This window comes from Balneola sp. (assembly GCA_002694685.1).
GTDB lineage: Bacteria > Bacteroidota > Rhodothermia > Balneolales > Balneolaceae > Gracilimonas.
In genome coordinates this window covers 131,979-152,452 of the sequence record NZMW01000013.1, presented here as the reverse complement: position 1 = coordinate 152,452, position 20,474 = coordinate 131,979, and the positions used below count along the sequence as shown (strand labels likewise).

Genomic DNA, 20,474 nt, shown 5'->3' with positions numbered 1-20,474 from the left:
AGTACTTCAAAGTACTGCTAATTTTGCACCTCACTGATTGGATTTTCATATAGCGCAAAAGTTACATCATCCATTCGCACACCAAGATGCTCATCAGATACGTGCATTAAGATACTTTCTTTGGGAAGGTTAACAGCTCTTAGAATCTGTCCATCCATATTTACTACAAACCACTTTTGGTAATTTCCCCGCAGGTTCGACTTTAACCAGAATTTCCCGTCGTGGTAAAGCATTTTGTCAGCCTGAGTTTTAGTCTCTGGAATCATATCCTCCATGGTATCCCATTGCTCTTTCCTATTTTCCTGCTCAATAGAATCTCGTTCAGCAGAGTTTACTTTCTCAATAGGCAAGTTTACTGGTATAGTATTTAGGGTGTCATAATTTGCATCAATTTCCGCTATAAACGGTGAATCTGTATTGAATATAAAAATGGAATTATTATTCGCATTTGGATAGGTAAGCTGATCGAAGGCAAATGGAACGTTTCCAGCACCTACAACTCTTCCAGCTATTCTCAGAATCGCATATGGTTTATCAGCAACAGACCATTCCTTACCAAATTCCTCCTTATTGTCATCATATTGAACAAAAACCTTCTCTTTTGTTTTGTCCGGATTATTGAGATACTCAAAGGAATGCAACTCAAAAACAAAATTTCCTTTCCCGACTTCATAAGCATAAGAAACGGTGCTGCTACCATACTCTTGGGGAAAGTAGCTTTCAAAAAATTCAAACTCATCATCAAATTCTAACAGCTTATTATTGTCTTGATCATAAGTAAACAAATGACCTTCACTATTTACCGTAAAACTGTAAGCATCCAATATTTCTCCTGGTCCTCTCCCTTGTCTTACTAGTTTTCGAAGCTCACCTTCAGGACTAATAACAAAAATATTAGATAATTGCCGATCAGCAAAAACGATATTCCCGTTTTCCAATACTTTACTCTCATATCCTAAATGACTAAAGTAATTACCCTCAATATGATCAAAACTTCTTATCTCATTAGGTGTGAATGAAACGATGTCATTCAACATGTTTTGGTTTATCTCACTATCGTTGCTGCAAGAGATTGATATAGCCCCGGCTAATACTATTATCAATAACTTTTGTAAGGAAGAGTAATTCATCTTAAATAGACATCTACTGTTTGTAATTAAAGCACTTAAGAATAGATAAATTAGAGTACTTATAATTAAAGAGAAATGCTATTTTAGATTCAAAATTGAACTGAATTGTCTAAAATGACCCACCGAATTCAATACTCTGCTCTTTCTCTGTTTACACTCAGCCTGATTATTCTTTTTTCTACTTTTGAAGTGAAGGCCCAAACAGTGATCCCAAAACCGGTTTCTATGGTTCAGGGTGGAGGTCATTTTGAGCTGACCCGAAGTTCGGATATCATTCTATCTGAATCATCTGAGGAGATGGAATCCCTTGGAGGATATCTCTCCGATTTACTCTTCTCGGCCACCTGGATTAAGCATCACATCGTTTCGGGTACATCTGCTCCCGATTCCGGAATCTACCTTCATTTAAATTCTGAATCGGGTATTCAGAATGAGGAAGGGTATCAACTTTCTGTGGATGAAGATTTAGTTACCATCTCTGCCCCAACCACTGCCGGACTTTTCTACGGAATCCAAACCCTTCGCCAGCTGCTACCGGTCGAAATTGAATACCAAAAACCATCGATGGCGCCGGTTAATACGGAGTGGAATATTCCGGCTGTAGAGATCACCGACTATCCTCGATTTGAATACCGTGGCATGCATCTGGACGTTGCTCGCCATTTCTTTCCGGTTGAGTTCGTAAAGAAATACATCGATCTGCTGGCTATGCATAAAATGAATCGCTTTCACTGGCATCTCACAGAAGATCAGGGCTGGCGCATTGAAATCAAGAAGTACCCTAAGCTCACCGAAATTGGAGCCTGGCGCGACTCAACCCTGATTGGCAACTACGGATCCGGAGTGTATGACAACGTTCGTCACGGCGGCTTCTACACCCAAGAGGAGATCAAACAAGTTGTAGCTTATGCACAGAAAAGACATATCACGATTATACCTGAGGTTGAGATGCCGGGTCACTCAAGTGCAGCTTTGGCGGCTTACCCAGAGTTTGGCTGCTTTGACAAGGAATATCATGTTACATCTACCTGGGGAGTTTTTGAGGATATCTATTGTCCTAAAGAGGAAACCTTTGATTTCCTCGAAGATGTGCTAGTGGAAGTCATGGAGCTTTTCCCAAGCAAGTATATCCACATTGGCGGTGATGAAGCTCCTAAGAAACAATGGGAAGAAAGTGAGATTGCTCAGGAAGTAATCAAACGGGAAGGGCTGAAAGATGAACATGAATTACAGAGTTACTTCATCGAACGGATAGAGAAATTTCTAAATGAAAACGGCCGGCAGATTATTGGCTGGGATGAAATCATGGAAGGCGGACTTGCGCCTCAAGCTACCGTTATGAGCTGGCGAGGCGAAGCTGGTGGCATTCAGGCTGCAAAAATTCAGCACGATGTTATCATGACACCCAATGGCACCAACTACTTCGACCATTTTCAAGCTGAACCAACGGCAGATGAACCGATATCTATTGGCGGCATGACTACTCTGGAGGATGTTTACAATTATGAACCAATTCCTGAGGAACTCACTCCTGAAGAAGCAAAATACATTCTGGGATCTCAGGGAAATGTGTGGTCAGAATACCTTCATTCCGGCAAAAAAGTAGAATATATGGCTTACCCAAGAGCTACTGCGCTGGCGGAAGTGGTGTGGTCTTCGGTTGAGAATAAAGACTGGGAAGATTTCTTAGAACGACTTCAAACACACTTCAACCGGCTCGATATTTTAGATGTGAATTATGCGAAGCATTATCAAATGGAGAAAGAGTAATAAAGTATTGATAAGAAAAAATCACTGTATCCAGTACTTTGAATCACTATTCCTGGTTCCAACCCGATAAAAGTAATTGCTGGTGCTTAATATCAGTACTCCTCCATTCCTAAAAGAATGCACTTCACTGTAGTTCATTGGAAGGTCTTCAGAGAAACGTTCATATTTTTCGGGACCATAAAACTTAAACAGGTTATCCTGTTTTTCACTATTTATAAAGAAGCCTAAGTAATTAATGGTATATTTATATCCATCTGCAGATATATCAAAATCAGTTATAAACAGTTGTTCAATTTCCCCTTCTTCATAGTTTTCCATTGTATAGTCTGAAATGGTCCAGTTCTCCCCAGAATCGGTGGACTTCAATATTTTCGAGCCAACACCATACATTACTTCATCTTCAATGATGATTTTTTCTACCCAGTAAAAGCGTTCAGAAATCTCTTCTGTAACTAATTCCCACGACCGCCCCTGATCTTTTGATCTGTAAATAGCATCTAAAGTCCCCGCAAATATTGCCCCCTTACTGTTTACTTTCAGCTCTTGAACATAAAGACTATTCTCACCATCAAATTGGAACTCAGCAGCATATTCTTCTCCTGTACTTAAGTTGTGTACTACTACTCCATTTTGCTCTCCAACATACATTAAGTCCTGATGCTTTATGAAGTCAAACATCTGAAAAGGACCTGAAATTTTCGCCCAATTATTCCCATCTTTTGAAGTGTAAAGATTAAAAGCGCCACCAAAAAAAGGCCGATCCAGTGTATCACCTGCGATAATGTAAAAATCAGAAAGTACCTGCCCTTTCCCATAATACGTTTGCCCATATTTCTTAACGGCAAAACTCAGAACCTCATCAGGTACATCAAATTCGGAAAACGTTTCTCCATAATCTGTTGATAAAAACCAAGCAGAATCGCCCCCTGCGAAGATATGATCGTTGGGAGACACCCAAATTCTTGGAGCTAAATCCGGAAATGACTTCTCGCTACCCCAGAAAAAGGGTTCTATTTCTTTCTTTTTAGATGAGCTAGCGCTGTCAAATAAATCGCAGCCAATCAGTAGAAATGTGGATGTAAATAATATTGGAAGGAGCTTTTTCATAGTACCCGAATCATTACTCTCTACACGAATATAACAATCGGATCTTAAATAGCAACAGTAAACGTTACAGTTACTTAGCGACTAAAAGAAAAACCTTATCGGTTTCTAAGGTGCCCAATAAATTTAACAGTGGCTAAGACCACCGTTATCGGAATTACAATCCATAGCATCCCCCACTCCATTGTCTCCTGAAAAGGATGCCCTATAGATATTAGAATTAGGTAGGCCATGTACAACGCATAGTATAACAGGAATCCGCTCGCTACGGGTCTGGTCAATTCTTTGGCCGGCCAAAATAGAGGCAAACATGTGCATGCAACAATGATCATGAATGGCATATCAAGGTTTAGGGCATCGGGAGAAACGGTTAAAGCCCCCGGTGCTACAATGATGGTCAGACTTAAAGTGAGCAGAATATTATAAAGATTACTTCCCATCACATTGGCAACCGCTGTGTCTGAATCTCCTTTTCTTACTGCTGAAAGTGAAGTGGCAACTTCAGGCAGTGAGGTTCCTATAGAAACAATAGTCAGTCCAATAATTAATTCTGAGATGCCCAAAATATCAGCTATTTCAACGGCCGCTTCTACCATCCAGCGAGATCCCATCACAATTAATACTAACCCACCTAAAAGAAGAAATATATATTTGCCGTAAAATAAAGTTGTCAGGGGTTCATCAAGCTTTGGTTTTTCATCAGCTGACTTCTTTTTATTAGCATCACGATCTTTCTTGATCTGTGTATACATAAAAACCGAATAGGCAATAAGACCACCGAATATGATCAATCCATCGGTTAAGGTAAGCAGGCCATCCATAGCCAAAACATAAAGCAATGCACTCGTCCCTATCACAACCGGAACATCAATTTTAATAATCCGATTGGTTATCCTAAGCGGCTTCACAAGCCCAGCAATACCGAGAATAAGGAGAATGTTCGCAATATTACTTCCCAGAATATTACCCAAAACAAGATCCGGCCTTCCATCTGCCGCCGCTTGCAAACTGATGGCAAGTTCCGGGGCGCCGGTTGCAAATGCCACAACCGTCAATCCCATAACAACGGGAGAAACACTCCAGGCAAGCCCAAACTTATCTACTGACTTGAGAAACAGCTCAGCCCCGCCAATCAAGGTTACCAAGCCAATGATGAATAATAAGACCGTCATTAATCCTCTGTTTGTGGATATTAAAAAGACTTCAAAATTACCATAAAAAAAGCTCTAAAGTGAATAAAGAAGCTCCAATATTTTCCATACTTAACAAGTCCGGAGACTCACTTTTATTTGACTTCATTTACCTATATTGCGCCAAATCAAAGAACCAATCAAAGTTATCATGGACATCAAAACACTTTTCTTTTCCTTTATCATTCTGATTTTCACATCTTTTTCTGCTCATGCACAACGGACTATAATTCATGCAGGGACTTTGATTGATGGTATCTCTGATAATCCGCGCAGTGAGGTAAGTATCATCGTTGAAGGAAATGAGATAACCGGTATCCAAAACGGTTATATAAATGGAAGAGACGGAGATGAAATTATAGATCTTAAATCAAAAACGGTTCTTCCCGGTTTAATTGATTTACACGTCCACCTGGAAAGTGAAACAAATGCGGCTAAATATTTGGAGCCTTTCACTTTTAACGATGCCGATAAAGCCTATCGCTCAGTTCTATTTTCGAAGCGAACATTGATGGCTGGTTTCACAACTGTTCGGGAATTGGGAGGTTCCGGAGTTAATATCTCGCTCAGAGATGCTATTAAAGGCGGATATGTGGTTGGACCAAGAATTATCACCGTTGGTAAATCACTGGCTACTACCGGCGGTCATGCCGATCCGACTAATGGCTGGAAAGAAGATTTGATGGGAAGCCCGGAGCCTGTTGATGGTGTATTAAACGGTGTTGCTGAAGCACGAGAAGCGGTACGTCAACGATACAAGAACGGTGCCGATCATATCAAAATTACGGCTACGGGCGGAGTATTAAGTGTTGCAAAATCCGGTGATGCCCCACAGTTTTTTATGGATGAATTAAATGCCATTGTTGAGACAGCCAATGAATACGGCATGCACGTGGCAGCTCATGCCCATGGCGCTGAGGGAATGAAACGTGCCGTTGAAGCAGGAGTGCTCACCATAGAACACGGCACAAAGATGACTCCTGAAGTCATGGACCTTATGATTGAAAAGGGAACTTATTACGTGCCTACCATTTCAGCAGGAAAATGGGTAGCAGAAAAAGCTCAAATTGATGGATATTATCCTGAACTGGTTGTACCTAAAGCACTGGAGATTGGGCCTATGATCCAAAATACATTTGCTGAGGCCTACAAAAGAGGCGTTAATATTGCATTTGGAACCGATGCCGGAGTATTTCCTCACGGACTAAACGGTAAAGAATTCCAATACATGACTGAAGTTGGAATGCCCACCATGGAAGCGATCAAAAGTGCAACTATGACCGGAGCTACCGTTTTAGGAATGCAGGATCAAATTGGTTCTATCGAAGCTGGAAAATTAGCTGACATCATAGCAACTGATGATAATCCATTAGAAGATGTAACAACACTCGAACGAGTTTCTTTTGTTATGAAAGATGGTGTGATTTATAAATAAAATAAATTCACTATGCAGCCTTTATTTTTTCTATGTCTTTAGGATCCCAAAAAAAGAAGCTACTAAAACGCCTTCAGTGGACTTTCCAGGTTGAAGGAATGAATGTGGTGATGTTTTTTGGGATTTTACTTTTTATCAATTTCCATTACGGCTTTTGGGATTACATCTTTCTGTCCTATGGTCTCATACTGATGTGCTACATCTTATTTCAAGGCACATACTACTGGTGGGTGAAGTTTTCTTCACTGAATGAAAAACCGATTTTTGAACGAACTATCTTATCCCGTTTTCGGGCCTTTAAAAAGCATAATCGAGTTGCCATAGGTTTAATCCCGATTATTCTATTGATTCAGTGGTACATCTCGGGTAAAAGCTTAAATGGTGACAATCTATTTGGCTGGGCAATCTTTGCTAATCTTTTTGCTATCTGTGAATACATCAATTATTACCATAAACAGTTGATGTATGATAACAGAAACGATCTGGATTACCTGCTTCAGAATCGACAACTAAAAGAAGCTTCTCTCCATAAAGATCTCAGAGACAACAAAATCTGAGTTTATCCTGATTTCCGTGTAACTCTATCAGTAGATAAGGAAGCCCTCCTGAGATTTAAACTGAAGATGAATAATGACTACATTTCGCAATAGTGCAGTCATTTTTGTAAGATGTTTGTTCAAATTCACTTAACCACCGATTTATGACCATTGATTCCATTAAAGATCAGTTAAAAACGGCAAATCATCCTATTGCTAAGTCCTTTCATATTGGAGACCATTTTAAAGTATTAGTATTCGGTTTTAACAAGGGAATGAAACTTGAGGATCATAAAGCCCATCACCCTACCAAGTTATTAGTGTTGGAAGGTGAAGTGATGTATCACCAGGGAAAGAAAGATACCCGTCTCAAGCAGTTCGATGAAATTGAAATCCCTGCAGAAGTTTCTCACTCTGTAGCCGCACTTAACGATGCTTTAGTATTACTAACTCAAGGGTAATCAGAGTACCTTCTTTCATTATGAAAAAGGAAACCAACATGCTTTTTGTATATGGTACATTGATGAAAGGTTGCGACAACCCGGTGGCACGATACCTTCATTCAACACAGACTTTTATTGGAGAAGGTTACTTCCCCGGCATCCTGTTTCAAGTTAGCTTCTATCCGGGAGCTGTGTACCTCCCCGATTCAAAGAACAAGGTGTATGGTCATTTGTTTGAAGTAACTCAGAATAAAGAACAACTCCTGCAAAAATTAGACGATTACGAAGGAATTGGCTCACAATTCAACCTGCCTAATGAGTTTAAACGTGAGATTATTCCAGTCGTTATTGAAGGCGATACAATACCTGCCTATACCTATCTTTTCAACAATTCATATAGTCAATTTCCTGCTATAGCCTCTGGTCGTTTTTCCGAGGAAGTATAAATTTATTTGCGTAACTAAATAGTTACATATATATTTGTAACCAATCAGTTACGTAATTATTTATTGTATGTCTCAAGATGTATTCCAGGCCATTGCCGATCCAACTCGCAGAGAAATTTTTGATATTCTGGCCGGGGAATCTATGCCGGTCAATGATATAGCAGAGAAGTTTGACATAAGCCGTCCGGCGGTATCAAAGCATATCAAAATTTTAAACGAGTGCGGTTTAATTGTAATCCGAAAAAAGGGAAGAAAGAGATATTGCAGGGCTGACGTTCAAAAACTGCAAGAAGTTATGGCGTGGCTTAAAAGATATCAGAAGTTCTGGGATCAGAAGCTGGACGCTTTAGAAGCATTAATGAACGATCTGAATTCACCATCAAACAAATAGTAGAGCTATGAATAAGAAACATGGAGTTTTTACAGAACCGGGGACCATTTGCTTTGAACGCATTCTCAATGGATCAGCTGAGGAGGTATGGAAATATTTGACAGAATCTGAATTTAAAGCAAAATGGCTTTCAGCCGGTGATGTTGAGCCGAAAGTTGGCGGAACGGTAACGCATGAATTTGATCACTCACGACTATCCAAAGAAGACGACCCCCTTCCAGAAAAATATAAGGATTTGGAAGAAGGACAGGTTTCCAAGGGAGTAGTTACCAAATATGACCGCCCCCACGTTTTGAGCTACACTTGGGATGAAGGTGATGGCGAAGGTTCTGAAGTCACTTTTGAGCTGGAATCCCACGGTGAGGAACAAGTTCTGCTTAGGCTTACTCACCGTAAATTACCAACAGATTCTGATACTAAAGCAGGAATTGGTGCCGGCTGGCATACTCATCTTTCTATCCTAATTGACTGTGTGGATAATAAAGACCCGAAGCCTTTTTGGAATGTCCACATGCCGCTGGAGAAAGAGTATGAACAACTGATTTCCAACTTATCCGATAATTAAAACTACACTCATGAAAGCAAAGAGCTTTGATATCTTCCACTTTTTGGTAATCAAAAAAGACAAAAAGGAAGTATTTGATGCGATCACGAAACCGGAGCATCTCAATAATTGGTGGCCGTTAAAAAGCTCAGGCGAACCCAAAGTCGGGAGTGAGTACAACTTTTATTTTGGAGAGGAATACGACTGGTATGCTGAGGTCATTGAATCCGTTACCAATACTTCATTCCATGTTAGAATGACTAAATCCGATAAAGACTGGAACCCTACCAGCTTTGGGTTTGAGTTGAATGATGCGGAGGATGGAACTGAAGTAACTTTCCAGCATACCGGCTGGCCTTCTTGCAATACTCACTTTAAAACGGCTTCATATTGCTGGGCCATTTTATTGAAAAATTTAAAAGAGTATGTTGAGCATGATACTATTGTACCCTTCGAGGCAAGGTCTTGATAAACAAATAAGAATGCTTTTGGGGTTTTAGTTATCGTCTATTCTTATGAAGATGCTACCGTGTTTCTATTTCTAATTGTTTTTGGATTCTATTTTCATATTTTAACCACTGTTATTAATGGGGTTACTATTATAACAGCATTTTTAAATATATAACTTAATAGAGGGTACAACTATGAAAATATCTAAAGCAATTCTTTTACTAACACTAATCTCAACTTTTACGTTAACGGGTTGTTTTCATGCAACGGTAGAAACGGGGAAAGCAGCTTCAAATGAAGTTATTGAACAACCATGGGCACTCAGTTTTGTTTACGGGTTAATCCCCCCTGCAACAGTCGATGCCTCTGAAAAATGCACGAATGGTGTAGCAAAAGTAGAAACACAAATCAGTTTTTTAAACGGTTTAGTGTCTGCAATTACGTTTAGCCTTGTTACTCCTATGAATATCAAGGTGACCTGTGCAGCCGGTGGTGGAATGGCGAATGATATCACTAGTCCTTCTGAAAATACCGTCACATTATCAAAAGACGCTTCGGTTGAGGAGACGAAAGAAGCTTATCAAAAAGCCACTGATTTAGCCATAAAAAAGAATGAAACGGTATTTATTCAATATAATTAATCCGTCTTTTTTTGATCTTTTTCCAAAGCTATGCTTCACGGCATAGCTTTTTTTATTATAAATAGATTTTAAGGTCTACCACTTTATTCTACCTTACCATCTGAAAGAATACCTACATCAATTGGCTGATCTAATACCCAATTTTATGGACCCAAAAGAACTTTCAAATCAGCTTAAAAAACCCACTGGAAAAACAGGGCTTGAAGTAGCTAAGGCCCTCAATGAATCAAACCAGGGACTATATGATCTCGCTTTTGAATTACTTGACCTAAAACCAGATCAAAAAGTGCTGGAAATCGGTTTTGGGAACGGGAAGCATTTCTCACAGTATTTTACTGTTGAACCAGGTTTAAATGTCACTGGTGTAGATTTTTCGGAAGATATGTGCAAAGAAGCCGAACATCGAAATTCGCGTCTAATTGATGATGGTAAACTTAGTATTCAGTGTTCAGAAACCTCTTCCCTGCCTTTTCAAGACCATACATTTGATTGCATTATAGCCATCAATGTCATCTACTTTCTGAATCCACCAGCTCTTCATCTGCAGGAAATCCGAAGAGTATTAAAACCTGAGGGCACTTTTTTGGTTGGCTACCGTCCTCGACACTCCGTTGAACATTTTGAATTCACCAAGCACAATTTCGCCCTTTATGAGTCAGATGAGTTAATCGCCCTTATGGAATCCAATAGCTTTAGTATTCTAGGTCAGCAGACAAATGCTTATCAAAAGGTTATGGATGACAAGACTGAAATTGAAGTTAAAGATGCTTGCCTAGTGGTAAAAAAATAAACCCCTCAAATAATTATATCTGAGGGGTTTAAAGTCTTTTAGTAAAAGATTGATTTACTTAATCAACATCATTTTCCTTGTCAGTTGAACTCCATCACCCGTTGAAAGCTGATAAATATACATTCCACTGGAAAGATTAGAAGCATCAAAAGTAGCTGTATAAGAACCGCTGCTTAAACGTTCTCCATTAACCAATGTAGCAATTTCTCTCCCAAGCATATCATAAACCCGAAGTGTAACCTCACTGTTTTCAGCTACACTATATTGGATATTAGTCGTTGGGTTAAATGGATTAGGATAATTTTGCTCCAAAGAGAAATTTACCGGCTGGCTTGCACTTTGCTCTTCATTCCCAACTAATGTAGTGAACTGAAATCGGGTCCAGATGGGGTAATGGCCAGATGTAGAACTTAGATAGCTTCCGATATAAGAGGTATTCTCGACTCGCTGAGCTTCCACAATATGTTCGTCAACCAACTCAGATGTAATAGTGATATGGTCGATAAAAGAACCCGAGGCCTGAGATTGAAATCCTTGCTCTTCCAATGCTTTGGTCAAAATGGTGTATTCTTCATCTTCATCGAAATTGTCATATGGAGAATCCTGACCATCAGATATCGAACCTTCAATGGTATCATTATAATCCCCAAGGAAAATGACATTTGCATCGGGACGGGTATTGTCCAGATAAAGCTTTAATTCACGGGAAGCATTTTCGCGCTGATTGTAAGAATCAATGTCACCAAAAGCTTTGGCATGAATGTTATAGGCATAGATTTCTCTGCTCTCATCATTTATGGTCACATTAAACCGAAAGAATAATGGATAGCGGCCATTAGCCCAGTTTGACTGAGTTAATCCAGTAGTTATTTGCCCGGAATCCAACGAATCTACGGTAGCTCTTTTAAATAAAAAGGCTGTTTCTTGGCTTTGGGAAAAGTCAGCTAAAAAGCCTCCATAGCCGTCCAAAGAGAGAATGAGTTCCGCAAAAGCCGATGGATTGGCAATTTCCTGAAATGCATATACGTCGGCATCAACTTCTGAAATAACACGTACTACATTTTCCATTTGTTCTTCTTCATTATCCGGACCATTGCTGGCAGAACCAAACCATTCGATATTCCAGGTGGCAATTTCAAAGGTTTCGTCTTTAGAAACTTCCTCACCAGGATAAACGACCTCTTTAGCATCAATATCATTAAAGTCACGCGGTAATAGCTGGTACGTGCCTCTGAAAATCCCGACCACACCCACTATGGTGGTTATACCTTCCGGAGCTGCTGCACCAATTACTTCCGTATCATCATTGATATAGAGCACCCCGCTTCCGGTTCTATCGGTGATAGTGTATTCATCAGATTGGAATGCTCCTGAGTGAATAACATCAACACTCATAGATACAAGCTGGCCTTCAAAGTCACCCGAATTTAACTCTTCAACCGTAATGACTGTAGGTTCTATATTCTTATTTCCTTCAGGAAAAATTTCGTATTCCGTATCTCCTACAATTTGGATAAGATCATTGAATTCGCCCAGTTCGCCAGTTATCACTATAGAGTCACCACGATTTACATCCAAGGCAAATCCATCATCTCCTCGCATCAAACCAAAATCAAACCATGCAATTCCTCCGGTTTCGTCTTGAAAATAAACCGGCCCCTCAAACTCATCAGTTACCGTTAGATGTCCGGTTACAGTGACCGTGCTTCCGATAGACTGCTGACGGGCTTCCGAAATGGAAATGGGTGTTTGTGAAAAGGCAGGAAATGAAAATAATAAAAGGGCGACTATTGAGTAGAAAATCTTAGGCATTACAGGAAAGAATTTTTTGATGAATTGTTTTAGAAAAGATAAGGCTTATTTAATCCGTGTGCATAATTCATAAGCCAAGACTTGAAAAAAGTTAGAAAATATCCGCTATGAATAAACCTTCAGCTTCTCTAACCCCTTCAGAAGAGCTTCATATTCTTCTTTACACTCTGCACACTTTTCAAGGTGCTCTCTTACCAATGGCATTGCTTCGTCAGGAGATTTACCTAGCAATTCTAGTTCGGCAAACTCATGGATTTTATCAAAACATTCACCACACGCAATTTCATTATCGTGAGTAGAATGAACAGCACCTAATAAAACCTTTAATATTTTGTGATCTAGTTTCATATCTGAATAACTCTATTATTGAATTGACGCAGTGAGATCTTCATTTCTTACATCTCCTCCAAAATTTCTTCGGGATCAATCCCATCAAGTTCGAGGCTATTCTTGAGTTTTAGTCGGGCATCGTATACCAACTTATAAATAGCATTTCGATTTGTATTCATTTTCTCTGCCACAATCGTTAATGGAATCTGGTCTATAATTAAATACTGCAATACTGTTTTTTGTTTCTCAGTAAGCTCTTCTTCCATAACTCTCATGACCTTTTCAACCAGCATTGACTCATGCGTAATTTGATCCGGCAGTGCTTCTTTCTCTTCCACTTCTATGGCGTGCTCTGCCTCACCTTTCGGGTTTACATAGTCATGAAGTGAAATGTCATTATATCTTTTCTTGCGAAGTTCTGTATATCCCTCACGTACAGCAATTTTCATAGCCCAGGTGGTGAATTTGCTTTCACCCCGAAAAGTGTGAAGCTTATCCAGAATTTTGAGTAATGAATCCTGAGCAATGTCTTCAACGAAGTCGCCCAAGTTTTTATCAACATACTTATATAGAGAAGCTTTTAGGCCTTTCACCAAGTAACCCCGGAGTTTCGCAATTGCTTTATCTAAAGGCGGAGGACTTAAAGCCTCAATCCACTCTTCATTGCTGTAAGAAGTTGCTAGCTTTTTTTTGAACCAGTTAAGCATTCGCTAAGAATTCGTTGTGACTTTGATACATTTGGAAGGAATAAGGCTAGATGAAATTCAAAACTAATTTAATGGATGACAGACTCATTTCACAACTAGATATGACCCTGACATTTTGATTTTTTTATTAATAGACCTTCAGAAAAGTTATCCGCTCATCTCTATGTCATAGAATAAAAAAAGCCTCACTCTAAAAAGAGCGAGGCTTAAGTTTAAATAAACTATTTCTGGGTTATCTCAATCCATTTGGAAGGCCTTTACAAATTCGGCTAACGGCATCATGACTGTGCAGACTTTCCATATGTACACATCGTACAACGAAGTCATGGATACTGTTGTAGCTGTCAAGTTCATCATATAGAAGTCGTGCGGCGTCTTCCACAAACTTTTGGAACGCACCATTCATTTCAGCAAACGCCTGCTCGTCTTCTCGCTTAACCATCACCTGAGTTTCTGTTTGAAGAGCTGTTCGACAAATTTGAACTAAGTCTTCGACGAAAAATTCATCCTTGAGAGCCACCGTTACGTTGGCCACGCTTCTTTGGCTATGCGGAATAGAAGCAACACCTCGTTCTTCACGGGCATGCTCAGCAAGTTCATAGCTGCAAGGGCAAGCGCTGCTGTATTCAAAATCTAAATGCATGTGTTTCTGGAACTGATCGTAATTATCAAGACGACCTTCCAACTGCACCTTATAATACTGATATCCTTTCATCCCTGAACGCAGACTGTCTTTCAGCAGCGGATAGTTGAAACTCACTCGAAGAAATGATTCCTGACTTCCTAAATCTTCTTTGTATGCTTTTAGAATTTCTTCCAGGCGATCTATATGGAATACTTTGTCCTGAAACTTATAGAAGGTTCTCATGATGCGGCTCATGTTGATCCCTTTCTTATCCTTTTCAAGACTTACATAGCCATCTATGCTTGCCTCAAGCGTAACAGGCTCTCCTTCTCTTCTGCGGAACTTAAGAGGGAGCTTAAAATTTGAAATGCCAACTTGCTGGATAGGCACGTTTGCCCCTTCAATCAAGGAAGCTGGCCCATTTTGCAAATCCGGCAGAGAGTCTTTGTACTCTTTCGTTACCGTGAAAGTTGGGTCGTAAAATCGTTGTACTTCATTCGTAATCATATCTTTACTGCTAATAATGAATAGTCTTTTATAGTCCTACGTATGGACAATATTCGGCTATATTTCGTTCGGTTTCGAAAAGCTTAACCTTATATAGTTTCCCGCCACGGGCACATGCTTCTTCCACATCCGGGCGAAGTTGCTCGTAAAAAGCTCTCACTAAATTCTCTGTAGTTGGAATAATTCCATCCAGAAAATCCACGTCCAAATTGAGGTTTCTATGATCGCAGGGATCCAAGACCTTTTCTTTCATGATTGCCTTTAGTTTTCCAAGATCAATGGTATAACCAGTCTCAGGGTCAGGCTCACCCGACACCGTTACCTCAATGACATAATTATGTCCATGCCAATTCGGAAGGTTACACTTCCCAAAAGTCTTCTTATTCCATTCTTCACTTTTGTCTGGATTATGGAGGCGGTGGGCTGCGTTAAAATGTGCTCTGCGTGTTACAAACGTCAAAATTTTTCTTTTTAAAATTGTTAGTGATGAGGTATCCTAACATTCAGAAATTATAAACAGTTCTGCAAATGCTAATATTTTTTTAAGAGAAAGTGTGGAATGGGTTTCGTTGGAATAATTCAGTGATGATGTTGAGTGTTTTCAGAATTGCAGTATTGAAAAAGCACCTAAATTAATCAGGCACCAAATCTATTCAACCATATTTACTGAATGCGGCTAAGCCAGTTAGGATAGTCCTTTTCCAACAGATTCTGCGCCCAGTCTCCCAGCCATAAATAGTTTATCCGCCGTTCATAAGGTAGTTCGGAAAATGCGGCATGAACGGTGCCTTCCCTATCGACAAACATGGGGTAATTTGTCCCGATTTCGTAAAAACGGGCCCATAGCAAAGATTCACCTGTGGGGTCAAAACCTATGACTTGGTCATACCCTTCTGAGAGCTCAGGTCTATCTACATCAACAATTCGAACATCGGTTATCTTTACTTTATCAAACCAAGCAACTGCACTTTTCACCGCTGTGATTACCTCTGGAGAAGGGTTGTCTATTTCCATCAAATAATTGACAATACCCACGCTTTCTGAACCGCTTAAGGAAATAAGTTCATACGATCGCGCTTTGGCTGGGCGTAAAGTTACAGGATCATATTGTGCACACCAGACCGTCAGCTCACCGTCTACTTCAACTTGTGTATCTAAAATGACCCGCAAGCCTCGGTTGATTGCATCGGCTGCTTGTTGTCTGCGGGCTTCATCTACAAAGGAATACAACGATTCTCCCTTGGCCACATTCCGCAAGGTGTCCATCACCCTGATCATAGCCCCGTCGTTGTACGTAATATTCTCGTAATACCCGTCTCTCAGCGGATAGAACTGAGGCCAGCCCCCATTGTCATACTGAGCTTCTAGCAGATAATCTAATCCCTTCAGTACTCCTTCTTTAAAACGATCTTGTTCTGTTGCTGCATAAACCTTAACGAGATATCTGATCTGTGCTACGGTCGCTCCATTATCTATTGTGATTTCATTGAGCGAGCTATCTTCTGATTTCTTCTCTTCTTTGATACGCTCCTTTTCCTTTTCAGAAAGTCGAGAAGCCATATCCAAATTTTTGGGCCAGCCTCCGCTTTCATGCTGATACATCAATACATTGTCGGCGATCCGAACAGCCTCCTTGCCTTCATACCACGAAGAAGACTGCAATTGTGCATCCGCCCATCTTATCGTGCTATCGGATGTTTGAGCGACCACTGATGGTGCACATCCAACCTGTAGCAAACTGATTAAAAATAGAATGAAAAGAACATTGAGCTGAAATTTTTTAGATTTCTTCATACAGCTGTAACCTTGGTTAAAACTAAAATATAACCAATGATTATCTAGATTGCTTAAACTGACCTTTCAAGCGGAATCCTGTAAATTAATAACTCGCCCTCCTGCTATTTGCGTATCGTACTAAGGAAAGCATGATTGGAACTTCTATCAGCACTCCTACCACGGTAACCAAAGCTGCTCCGGACTGAAGACCAAATAATGCTATAGCCACGGCTACCGCCAATTCAAAGAAGTTACTGGCCCCAATCATGGAGCCCGGTGCACATACTTGATAAGGCAACCCTATTTTTTTCCCGCCATACCATGCCAGTGCAAAAATAAAGTACGTTTGAATAATCAGCGGGATTGAGATCAAAAGAATGTCTATAGGCTGATTAATGATCCGCTCTCCCTGGTAAGCAAAAAGAAGGATCAGTGTAATTAATAGGGCTGAAATTGAAACCGGCTTAAATTTTGGCAGAAACTTCCCGGTGTACCATTCTTTTCCTTTTCGGTTAATGGCTACTTTATGCGTCAAATAACCGGCTACTAATGGAATCACTACAAAGATGAGGATTGATGCAGCCAGCGTGTTCCAAGGAATGGTTAGCTCAGTGATACCCAGTAATAATCCCACGATGGGTATGAACAAAATCAAGATCAGCAGGTCATTCACAGAAACCTGAACAAGCGTATAATTAGGATCCCCGTCTGACAAATACGACCACACAAATACCATGGCCGTACAAGGAGCTGCTCCCAATAAAATAGCCCCGGCTATGTACTGATCAGCCAACTCCGGACTTAACCAAGCGGAGTACATCTTATCAAAAAAGATCCACGCAAAAAACGCCATCGTAAAGGGCTTGATGGCCCAGTTAATAACAACGGTCCACACGACCCCTTTCGGTGACTTACCGATCTCCTTTAGCGAACTGAAGTCAACCTGAAGCATCATAGGATATATCATCAGCCATACCAGAATCGCTACCGGGATATTTACTTTATAAATTTCCCAGCGGCTTATAGCTTCAATCGAATCTCCAGCTACATATCCCACACCAATTCCGATTCCTATACATATCAGTACCCACAGCGTGAGGTATCGTTCAAAGAAATCAATTCGTTTTTCTGATTTTGTCATCTTAGCAGCAGGTTACTTTTTCTGAGGATTTTTCTAAACTTGGTTTGCATGCCGTCGGTTTCACCGTCATGTCTACAGTCATACGTTCAGCGCCTTCGTATATGTCCTTCACCGAATAGCGGATGGTAGGGTGATTCGAATCTCCAAATTCGATGAATAGCTCGGCAGCATCCCTATACTCTATTTTCTTACCGACAGTCTCAAATATGCTGAGCGCTTTTCCCGCTATCCACTCGGCATGTTTGCTGGAGTTTTCATTGATCCAAAGCTGAACCACGGTTTCATCATACTCATGTGCGTTTCCTCCACAATCTACTGAGTCTACCTTGTGGTTTTGAATTTCAGTGATGTGAAGATCTCCTGAAATTATGGATTCGTCAGGTAGTTTAAACTGAAGTTCTTTACCTGAATTTTGAACGAGTGACTGTATAAAGGTTGATGTATTCATTTTATCGTATTTATGCGATTAATATGGGTAAATTTTTTTCTTTTACTTTACTTGGTTCATCATATAGAACATCTCAGTAGCAATCTGTAAACAACGAGTGCTATAGGCTTCCTTTTCAATTGCAGTTCCATCTGATTCTTTGGGATCACGGTAGGTAATTGCCTGTCGGAATTCAGCTCCAGGCACAAACGGACAATTTTCGTCTGCATCAGAGCAGGTCATGATAGCTGCAAATTTTTTATCTGGATTGAAGTCATCATCAAATTTTTTGGAGAAACAAATCATGGGCTCAGCATCCTCATCAAATCTGATTCTATACTTCGGATTATCTCCTCCTGGATTTTCTACTCTAAAACCAGCTCGTTCAACAGCTGCTACCGCTCTTGGATTAAAAGCCGTTGCCTCCGTTCCTCCGGAATAGGTTTCCATATCTTCGATTCCGAAGTAGTGAGCCGCTGTCGCTGTCCAGACCTGAGCCAGATGACTTCGCCGGCTATTGTGCGTGCAAATGAAATTTAGTTTTGCAGTTTCATCGTTTTCAATCTTTGACTGGATATACTTCGCTACTTCTTCCAGCTTTTCTTTGCGTTCTGATGGAATAGCATTCAAACCAGACTCTATACTTTTCAGGTACTGCTCTAATTTTGGATACATAATTTATTCATTGATTGGATAATTCGTTGCTATTAACAGCATCCTGAACCGGGTTCACAAGAAGCACCAAGGTCGCCCAGCATTTTTACTTGTTTTTGGGTTGATGACTGCCCTTCTCCACCTGCCTTCTGTGCAAAGACTGTGATACTATAAATTCCCGTTCCGCCTGAATTAAATTCAGCTATTTCATCCTCGTTCAGATATTGCGACAGAATATCCTCTGGAATCTCGATCGGTTTTTCTTTTTGTACGGTGATGTTTCCAAAACCAGCTTCTTCTATATAGCCTAAGTAGTTTTGCTTCTGAATGGCCCCTGCAACACAACCTGCATACATTTCGGCATCTTCACGAAGAGCTTCAGGTAGATCTCCTTCCAAAACAATATCCGAGATACTGAAATGTCCGCCCGGCTTTAGTACTCTGAAAATTTCGGAAAAGACTTTGGGCTTGTCAGGTACCAGGTTCAGCACACAATTACTCACCACCACGTCTGCTACGTTTTCAGAAACGGGCATGTCTTCAATATCACCAAAACGAAATTCTACATTATTGAACCCGAGCTTTTCTGCATTTTCACGAGCCTTTTTAATCATCGGCTCAGTGAAATCTATACCCAGTACTTTTCCTTCGGCACCTGTTTCATGTCGGGCAACAAAACAATCGTTTCCGGCACCTGATCCTAAATCAATTACATAATCTCCTTTCTGAATTTTGGCAAACTGAGTCGGCAATCCGCAACCCAAACCTAAATCAGCATCCTGACTATAGCCTTCCAGCTCGCTGTAGTCGTCAGTCATGATATTATAAACCTTGGTTGACTCTCCCCCGGCTCCGCAACACGATCGGGCATTATAATCCGCGCCCTGCTCGCTAATCTGACTATACTTTTGACGTACCGTTTCTTTGAGTTCTTCCGGTGATTTTTGAGTCGCTTTCATAATTGGGAAATTTTGAATTAGGGATTATGAATGTTGAATTAAACCAGTCATGCTGAGGCTACTGCCAAATCATCTTTGTCAGAATTGCTTGGTAAACATTATCTGGCAAAGATTCTTCACTATCGTTCAGAATGACTTATTATTTTAACATTCAAAATTCATCATTTATAATCGCTTAACAACAATTTGAATTTTGGGTAGAAAGATTCTTGAACAGAGTCCCCATCACATTTTTCAATTCTTCCAAGTTTTCCTCATCAAGGCAGTAACAGGTTCTTACTCCATCAATTTCACCTTTGATAATACCGGCTGACTTCAGTGCCTTCAAATGCTGAGAGACTGTGGACTGAGCTAAAGGGAGTTCATCCGTAATATCGCCGCAAATACATGTAGCTCTGCTTGCGAGTATTTCTAAAATTGCAATGCGTGCAGGATGAGCCAGCGCTTTTGCATAAGCTGCTGCTTTTACCTGATCTTCCTTAAATAATTGTGCTTTTGTTAGTGCCATAACCTTATATCGTAATTATACGATTAATGGTAAGGATTTAACTGTTGAGTGTCAATACTTCCTTAATAATGATTTCTGATTTATTCTGGTGAAAACGGGAATATTGCCTGGTTCTGTCCAAGCGGATGCTTGAATCAGGTTGTGGCGCTAACTGAAAT

General features: G+C 40.3%; 24 protein-coding genes. 10 read left to right on the top strand and 14 right to left on the bottom strand.

The features are described 5' to 3' along the window. Positions 1 to 17 precede the first annotated feature (17 nt). Positions 18 to 1,037, bottom strand: coding sequence for a hypothetical protein (locus tag CL667_14585; protein ID MAL18921.1), 1,020 nt, complete (start codon positions 1,035 to 1,037; stop codon positions 18 to 20). 207 nt (positions 1,038 to 1,244) lie between these two features. Between CL667_14585 and CL667_14580 the strand changes: the two genes are divergently transcribed. Then, positions 1,245 to 2,900 carry a beta-N-acetylglucosaminidase gene (locus tag CL667_14580; GenBank protein ID MAL18920.1) on the top strand — a complete coding sequence of 552 codons (1,656 nt, stop codon included), beginning with the start codon at positions 1,245 to 1,247 and terminating at the stop codon, positions 2,898 to 2,900. Positions 2,901 to 2,921: 21 nt separating this feature from the next. Here CL667_14580 and CL667_14575 read toward each other — a convergent pair whose 3' ends face one another. Both CL667_14575 and CL667_14570 read right to left on the bottom strand, forming a co-directional pair. After that, complete coding sequence (locus tag CL667_14575) at positions 2,922 to 4,007, bottom strand: hypothetical protein (GenBank protein MAL18919.1); 1,086 nt, start codon at positions 4,005 to 4,007, stop codon at positions 2,922 to 2,924. A 95-nt stretch (positions 4,008 to 4,102) separates the two neighbouring features. After that, the gene (locus CL667_14570) at positions 4,103 to 5,176 is read right to left on the bottom strand and encodes a hypothetical protein (protein MAL18918.1); all 1,074 of its coding nucleotides are present in this window, start codon (positions 5,174 to 5,176) and stop codon (positions 4,103 to 4,105) included. Positions 5,177 to 5,345: 169 nt separating this feature from the next. Here CL667_14570 and CL667_14565 point away from each other — a divergent pair, with 169 nt between their 5' ends. The 9 genes from CL667_14565 (at position 5,346) to CL667_14525 (ending at position 10,870) form a co-directional block, all read left to right on the top strand. Next, a complete protein-coding gene (locus tag CL667_14565; GenBank protein ID MAL18917.1) occupies positions 5,346 to 6,629 on the top strand; it encodes an amidohydrolase in 1,284 nt (427 codons plus the stop codon). 32 nt (positions 6,630 to 6,661) lie between these two features. Continuing rightward, the gene (locus CL667_14560) at positions 6,662 to 7,186 is read left to right on the top strand and encodes a hypothetical protein (GenBank protein ID MAL18916.1); all 525 of its coding nucleotides are present in this window, start codon (positions 6,662 to 6,664) and stop codon (positions 7,184 to 7,186) included. Between the two features lie 143 nt (positions 7,187 to 7,329). Continuing rightward, on the top strand, positions 7,330 to 7,626 hold the full coding sequence (locus CL667_14555; protein ID MAL18915.1) for a hypothetical protein: 297 nt from the start codon (positions 7,330 to 7,332) through the stop codon (positions 7,624 to 7,626). A gap of 20 nt (positions 7,627 to 7,646) precedes the next feature. Further along, a complete protein-coding gene (locus CL667_14550; GenBank protein MAL18914.1) occupies positions 7,647 to 8,054 on the top strand; it encodes a gamma-glutamylcyclotransferase in 408 nt (135 codons plus the stop codon). Positions 8,055 to 8,121: 67 nt separating this feature from the next. Continuing rightward, on the top strand, positions 8,122 to 8,445 hold the full coding sequence (locus CL667_14545; GenBank protein ID MAL18913.1) for a transcriptional regulator: 324 nt from the start codon (positions 8,122 to 8,124) through the stop codon (positions 8,443 to 8,445). Positions 8,446 to 8,452: 7 nt separating this feature from the next. After that, complete coding sequence (locus CL667_14540; protein ID MAL18912.1) at positions 8,453 to 9,010, top strand: ATPase; 558 nt, start codon at positions 8,453 to 8,455, stop codon at positions 9,008 to 9,010. A 10-nt stretch (positions 9,011 to 9,020) separates the two neighbouring features. Beyond that, a complete protein-coding gene (locus CL667_14535; GenBank protein MAL18911.1) occupies positions 9,021 to 9,458 on the top strand; it encodes a hypothetical protein in 438 nt (145 codons plus the stop codon). A gap of 175 nt (positions 9,459 to 9,633) precedes the next feature. After that, positions 9,634 to 10,080: a hypothetical protein gene (locus CL667_14530; protein MAL18910.1), complete on the top strand. Its 447-nt coding sequence runs from the start codon at positions 9,634 to 9,636 to the stop codon at positions 10,078 to 10,080. A gap of 121 nt (positions 10,081 to 10,201) precedes the next feature. Then, positions 10,202 to 10,870 (top strand): hypothetical protein, encoded by a 669-nt coding sequence (locus CL667_14525; protein ID MAL18909.1) that lies wholly within the window; start codon positions 10,202 to 10,204, stop codon positions 10,868 to 10,870. Positions 10,871 to 10,924: 54 nt separating this feature from the next. Here CL667_14525 and CL667_14520 read toward each other — a convergent pair whose 3' ends face one another. From CL667_14520 to CL667_14470, 11 genes are all read right to left on the bottom strand, one after another. Beyond that, positions 10,925 to 12,682, bottom strand: coding sequence for a hypothetical protein (locus CL667_14520; protein ID MAL18908.1), 1,758 nt, complete (start codon positions 12,680 to 12,682; stop codon positions 10,925 to 10,927). Positions 12,683 to 12,787: 105 nt separating this feature from the next. Then, the gene (locus CL667_14515; protein ID MAL18907.1) at positions 12,788 to 13,030 is read right to left on the bottom strand and encodes a hypothetical protein; all 243 of its coding nucleotides are present in this window, start codon (positions 13,028 to 13,030) and stop codon (positions 12,788 to 12,790) included. 47 nt (positions 13,031 to 13,077) lie between these two features. Continuing rightward, complete coding sequence (locus tag CL667_14510) at positions 13,078 to 13,719, bottom strand: hypothetical protein (protein ID MAL18906.1); 642 nt, start codon at positions 13,717 to 13,719, stop codon at positions 13,078 to 13,080. Between the two features lie 232 nt (positions 13,720 to 13,951). Beyond that, positions 13,952 to 14,851 carry a GTP cyclohydrolase I FolE2 gene (locus CL667_14505; GenBank protein ID MAL18905.1) on the bottom strand — a complete coding sequence of 300 codons (900 nt, stop codon included), beginning with the start codon at positions 14,849 to 14,851 and terminating at the stop codon, positions 13,952 to 13,954. A gap of 28 nt (positions 14,852 to 14,879) precedes the next feature. Beyond that, a complete protein-coding gene (locus CL667_14500; GenBank protein ID MAL18904.1) occupies positions 14,880 to 15,311 on the bottom strand; it encodes a 6-pyruvoyl tetrahydrobiopterin synthase in 432 nt (143 codons plus the stop codon). Between the two features lie 203 nt (positions 15,312 to 15,514). Beyond that, positions 15,515 to 16,645: a pectate lyase gene (gene pelA, locus CL667_14495; protein ID MAL18903.1), complete on the bottom strand. Its 1,131-nt coding sequence runs from the start codon at positions 16,643 to 16,645 to the stop codon at positions 15,515 to 15,517. An 85-nt stretch (positions 16,646 to 16,730) separates the two neighbouring features. Then, on the bottom strand, positions 16,731 to 17,768 hold the full coding sequence (gene arsB, locus CL667_14490) for an arsenical-resistance protein (GenBank protein MAL18902.1): 1,038 nt from the start codon (positions 17,766 to 17,768) through the stop codon (positions 16,731 to 16,733). 1 nt (position 17,769) lies between these two features. Continuing rightward, positions 17,770 to 18,216, bottom strand: coding sequence for a hypothetical protein (locus tag CL667_14485; protein MAL18901.1), 447 nt, complete (start codon positions 18,214 to 18,216; stop codon positions 17,770 to 17,772). A 42-nt stretch (positions 18,217 to 18,258) separates the two neighbouring features. Continuing rightward, positions 18,259 to 18,873, bottom strand: coding sequence for a protein-tyrosine-phosphatase (locus tag CL667_14480; protein ID MAL18900.1), 615 nt, complete (start codon positions 18,871 to 18,873; stop codon positions 18,259 to 18,261). Positions 18,874 to 18,902: 29 nt separating this feature from the next. Then, the gene (locus tag CL667_14475; protein MAL18899.1) at positions 18,903 to 19,808 is read right to left on the bottom strand and encodes an arsenite S-adenosylmethyltransferase; all 906 of its coding nucleotides are present in this window, start codon (positions 19,806 to 19,808) and stop codon (positions 18,903 to 18,905) included. A 175-nt stretch (positions 19,809 to 19,983) separates the two neighbouring features. Next, positions 19,984 to 20,316: a transcriptional regulator gene (locus CL667_14470; protein ID MAL18898.1), complete on the bottom strand. Its 333-nt coding sequence runs from the start codon at positions 20,314 to 20,316 to the stop codon at positions 19,984 to 19,986. Positions 20,317 to 20,474 lie beyond the last annotated feature (158 nt).

Excerpts from the sequence above, each read along its gene's own strand:
- CL667_14510 (MAL18906.1), bottom strand. The coding sequence starts at position 13,719 with ATGCTTAACTGGTTCAAAAAAAAGCTAGCAACTTCTTACAGCAATGAA.
- pelA (MAL18903.1), bottom strand. The coding sequence starts at position 16,645 with ATGAAGAAATCTAAAAAATTTCAGCTCAATGTTCTTTTCATTCTATTT.
- CL667_14560 (MAL18916.1), top strand. The coding sequence starts at position 6,662 with ATGTCTTTAGGATCCCAAAAAAAGAAGCTACTAAAACGCCTTCAGTGG.
- CL667_14520 (MAL18908.1), bottom strand. The coding sequence starts at position 12,682 with ATGCCTAAGATTTTCTACTCAATAGTCGCCCTTTTATTATTTTCATTT.
- CL667_14550 (MAL18914.1), top strand. The coding sequence starts at position 7,647 with ATGAAAAAGGAAACCAACATGCTTTTTGTATATGGTACATTGATGAAA.
- CL667_14580 (MAL18920.1), top strand. The coding sequence starts at position 1,245 with ATGACCCACCGAATTCAATACTCTGCTCTTTCTCTGTTTACACTCAGC.
- CL667_14555 (MAL18915.1), top strand. The coding sequence starts at position 7,330 with ATGACCATTGATTCCATTAAAGATCAGTTAAAAACGGCAAATCATCCT.
- CL667_14540 (MAL18912.1), top strand. The coding sequence starts at position 8,453 with ATGAATAAGAAACATGGAGTTTTTACAGAACCGGGGACCATTTGCTTT.
- CL667_14570 (MAL18918.1), bottom strand. The coding sequence starts at position 5,176 with ATGACGGTCTTATTATTCATCATTGGCTTGGTAACCTTGATTGGCGGG.
- CL667_14470 (MAL18898.1), bottom strand. The coding sequence starts at position 20,316 with ATGGCACTAACAAAAGCACAATTATTTAAGGAAGATCAGGTAAAAGCA.
- CL667_14535 (MAL18911.1), top strand. The coding sequence starts at position 9,021 with ATGAAAGCAAAGAGCTTTGATATCTTCCACTTTTTGGTAATCAAAAAA.
- CL667_14515 (MAL18907.1), bottom strand. The coding sequence starts at position 13,030 with ATGAAACTAGATCACAAAATATTAAAGGTTTTATTAGGTGCTGTTCAT.
- CL667_14545 (MAL18913.1), top strand. The coding sequence starts at position 8,122 with ATGTCTCAAGATGTATTCCAGGCCATTGCCGATCCAACTCGCAGAGAA.
- CL667_14530 (MAL18910.1), top strand. The coding sequence starts at position 9,634 with ATGAAAATATCTAAAGCAATTCTTTTACTAACACTAATCTCAACTTTT.
- CL667_14505 (MAL18905.1), bottom strand. The coding sequence starts at position 14,851 with ATGATTACGAATGAAGTACAACGATTTTACGACCCAACTTTCACGGTA.
- CL667_14485 (MAL18901.1), bottom strand. The coding sequence starts at position 18,216 with ATGAATACATCAACCTTTATACAGTCACTCGTTCAAAATTCAGGTAAA.
- CL667_14585 (MAL18921.1), bottom strand. The coding sequence starts at position 1,037 with ATGTTGAATGACATCGTTTCATTCACACCTAATGAGATAAGAAGTTTT.
- CL667_14575 (MAL18919.1), bottom strand. The coding sequence starts at position 4,007 with ATGAAAAAGCTCCTTCCAATATTATTTACATCCACATTTCTACTGATT.
- CL667_14475 (MAL18899.1), bottom strand. The coding sequence starts at position 19,808 with ATGAAAGCGACTCAAAAATCACCGGAAGAACTCAAAGAAACGGTACGT.
- arsB (MAL18902.1), bottom strand. The coding sequence starts at position 17,768 with ATGACAAAATCAGAAAAACGAATTGATTTCTTTGAACGATACCTCACG.
- CL667_14565 (MAL18917.1), top strand. The coding sequence starts at position 5,346 with ATGGACATCAAAACACTTTTCTTTTCCTTTATCATTCTGATTTTCACA.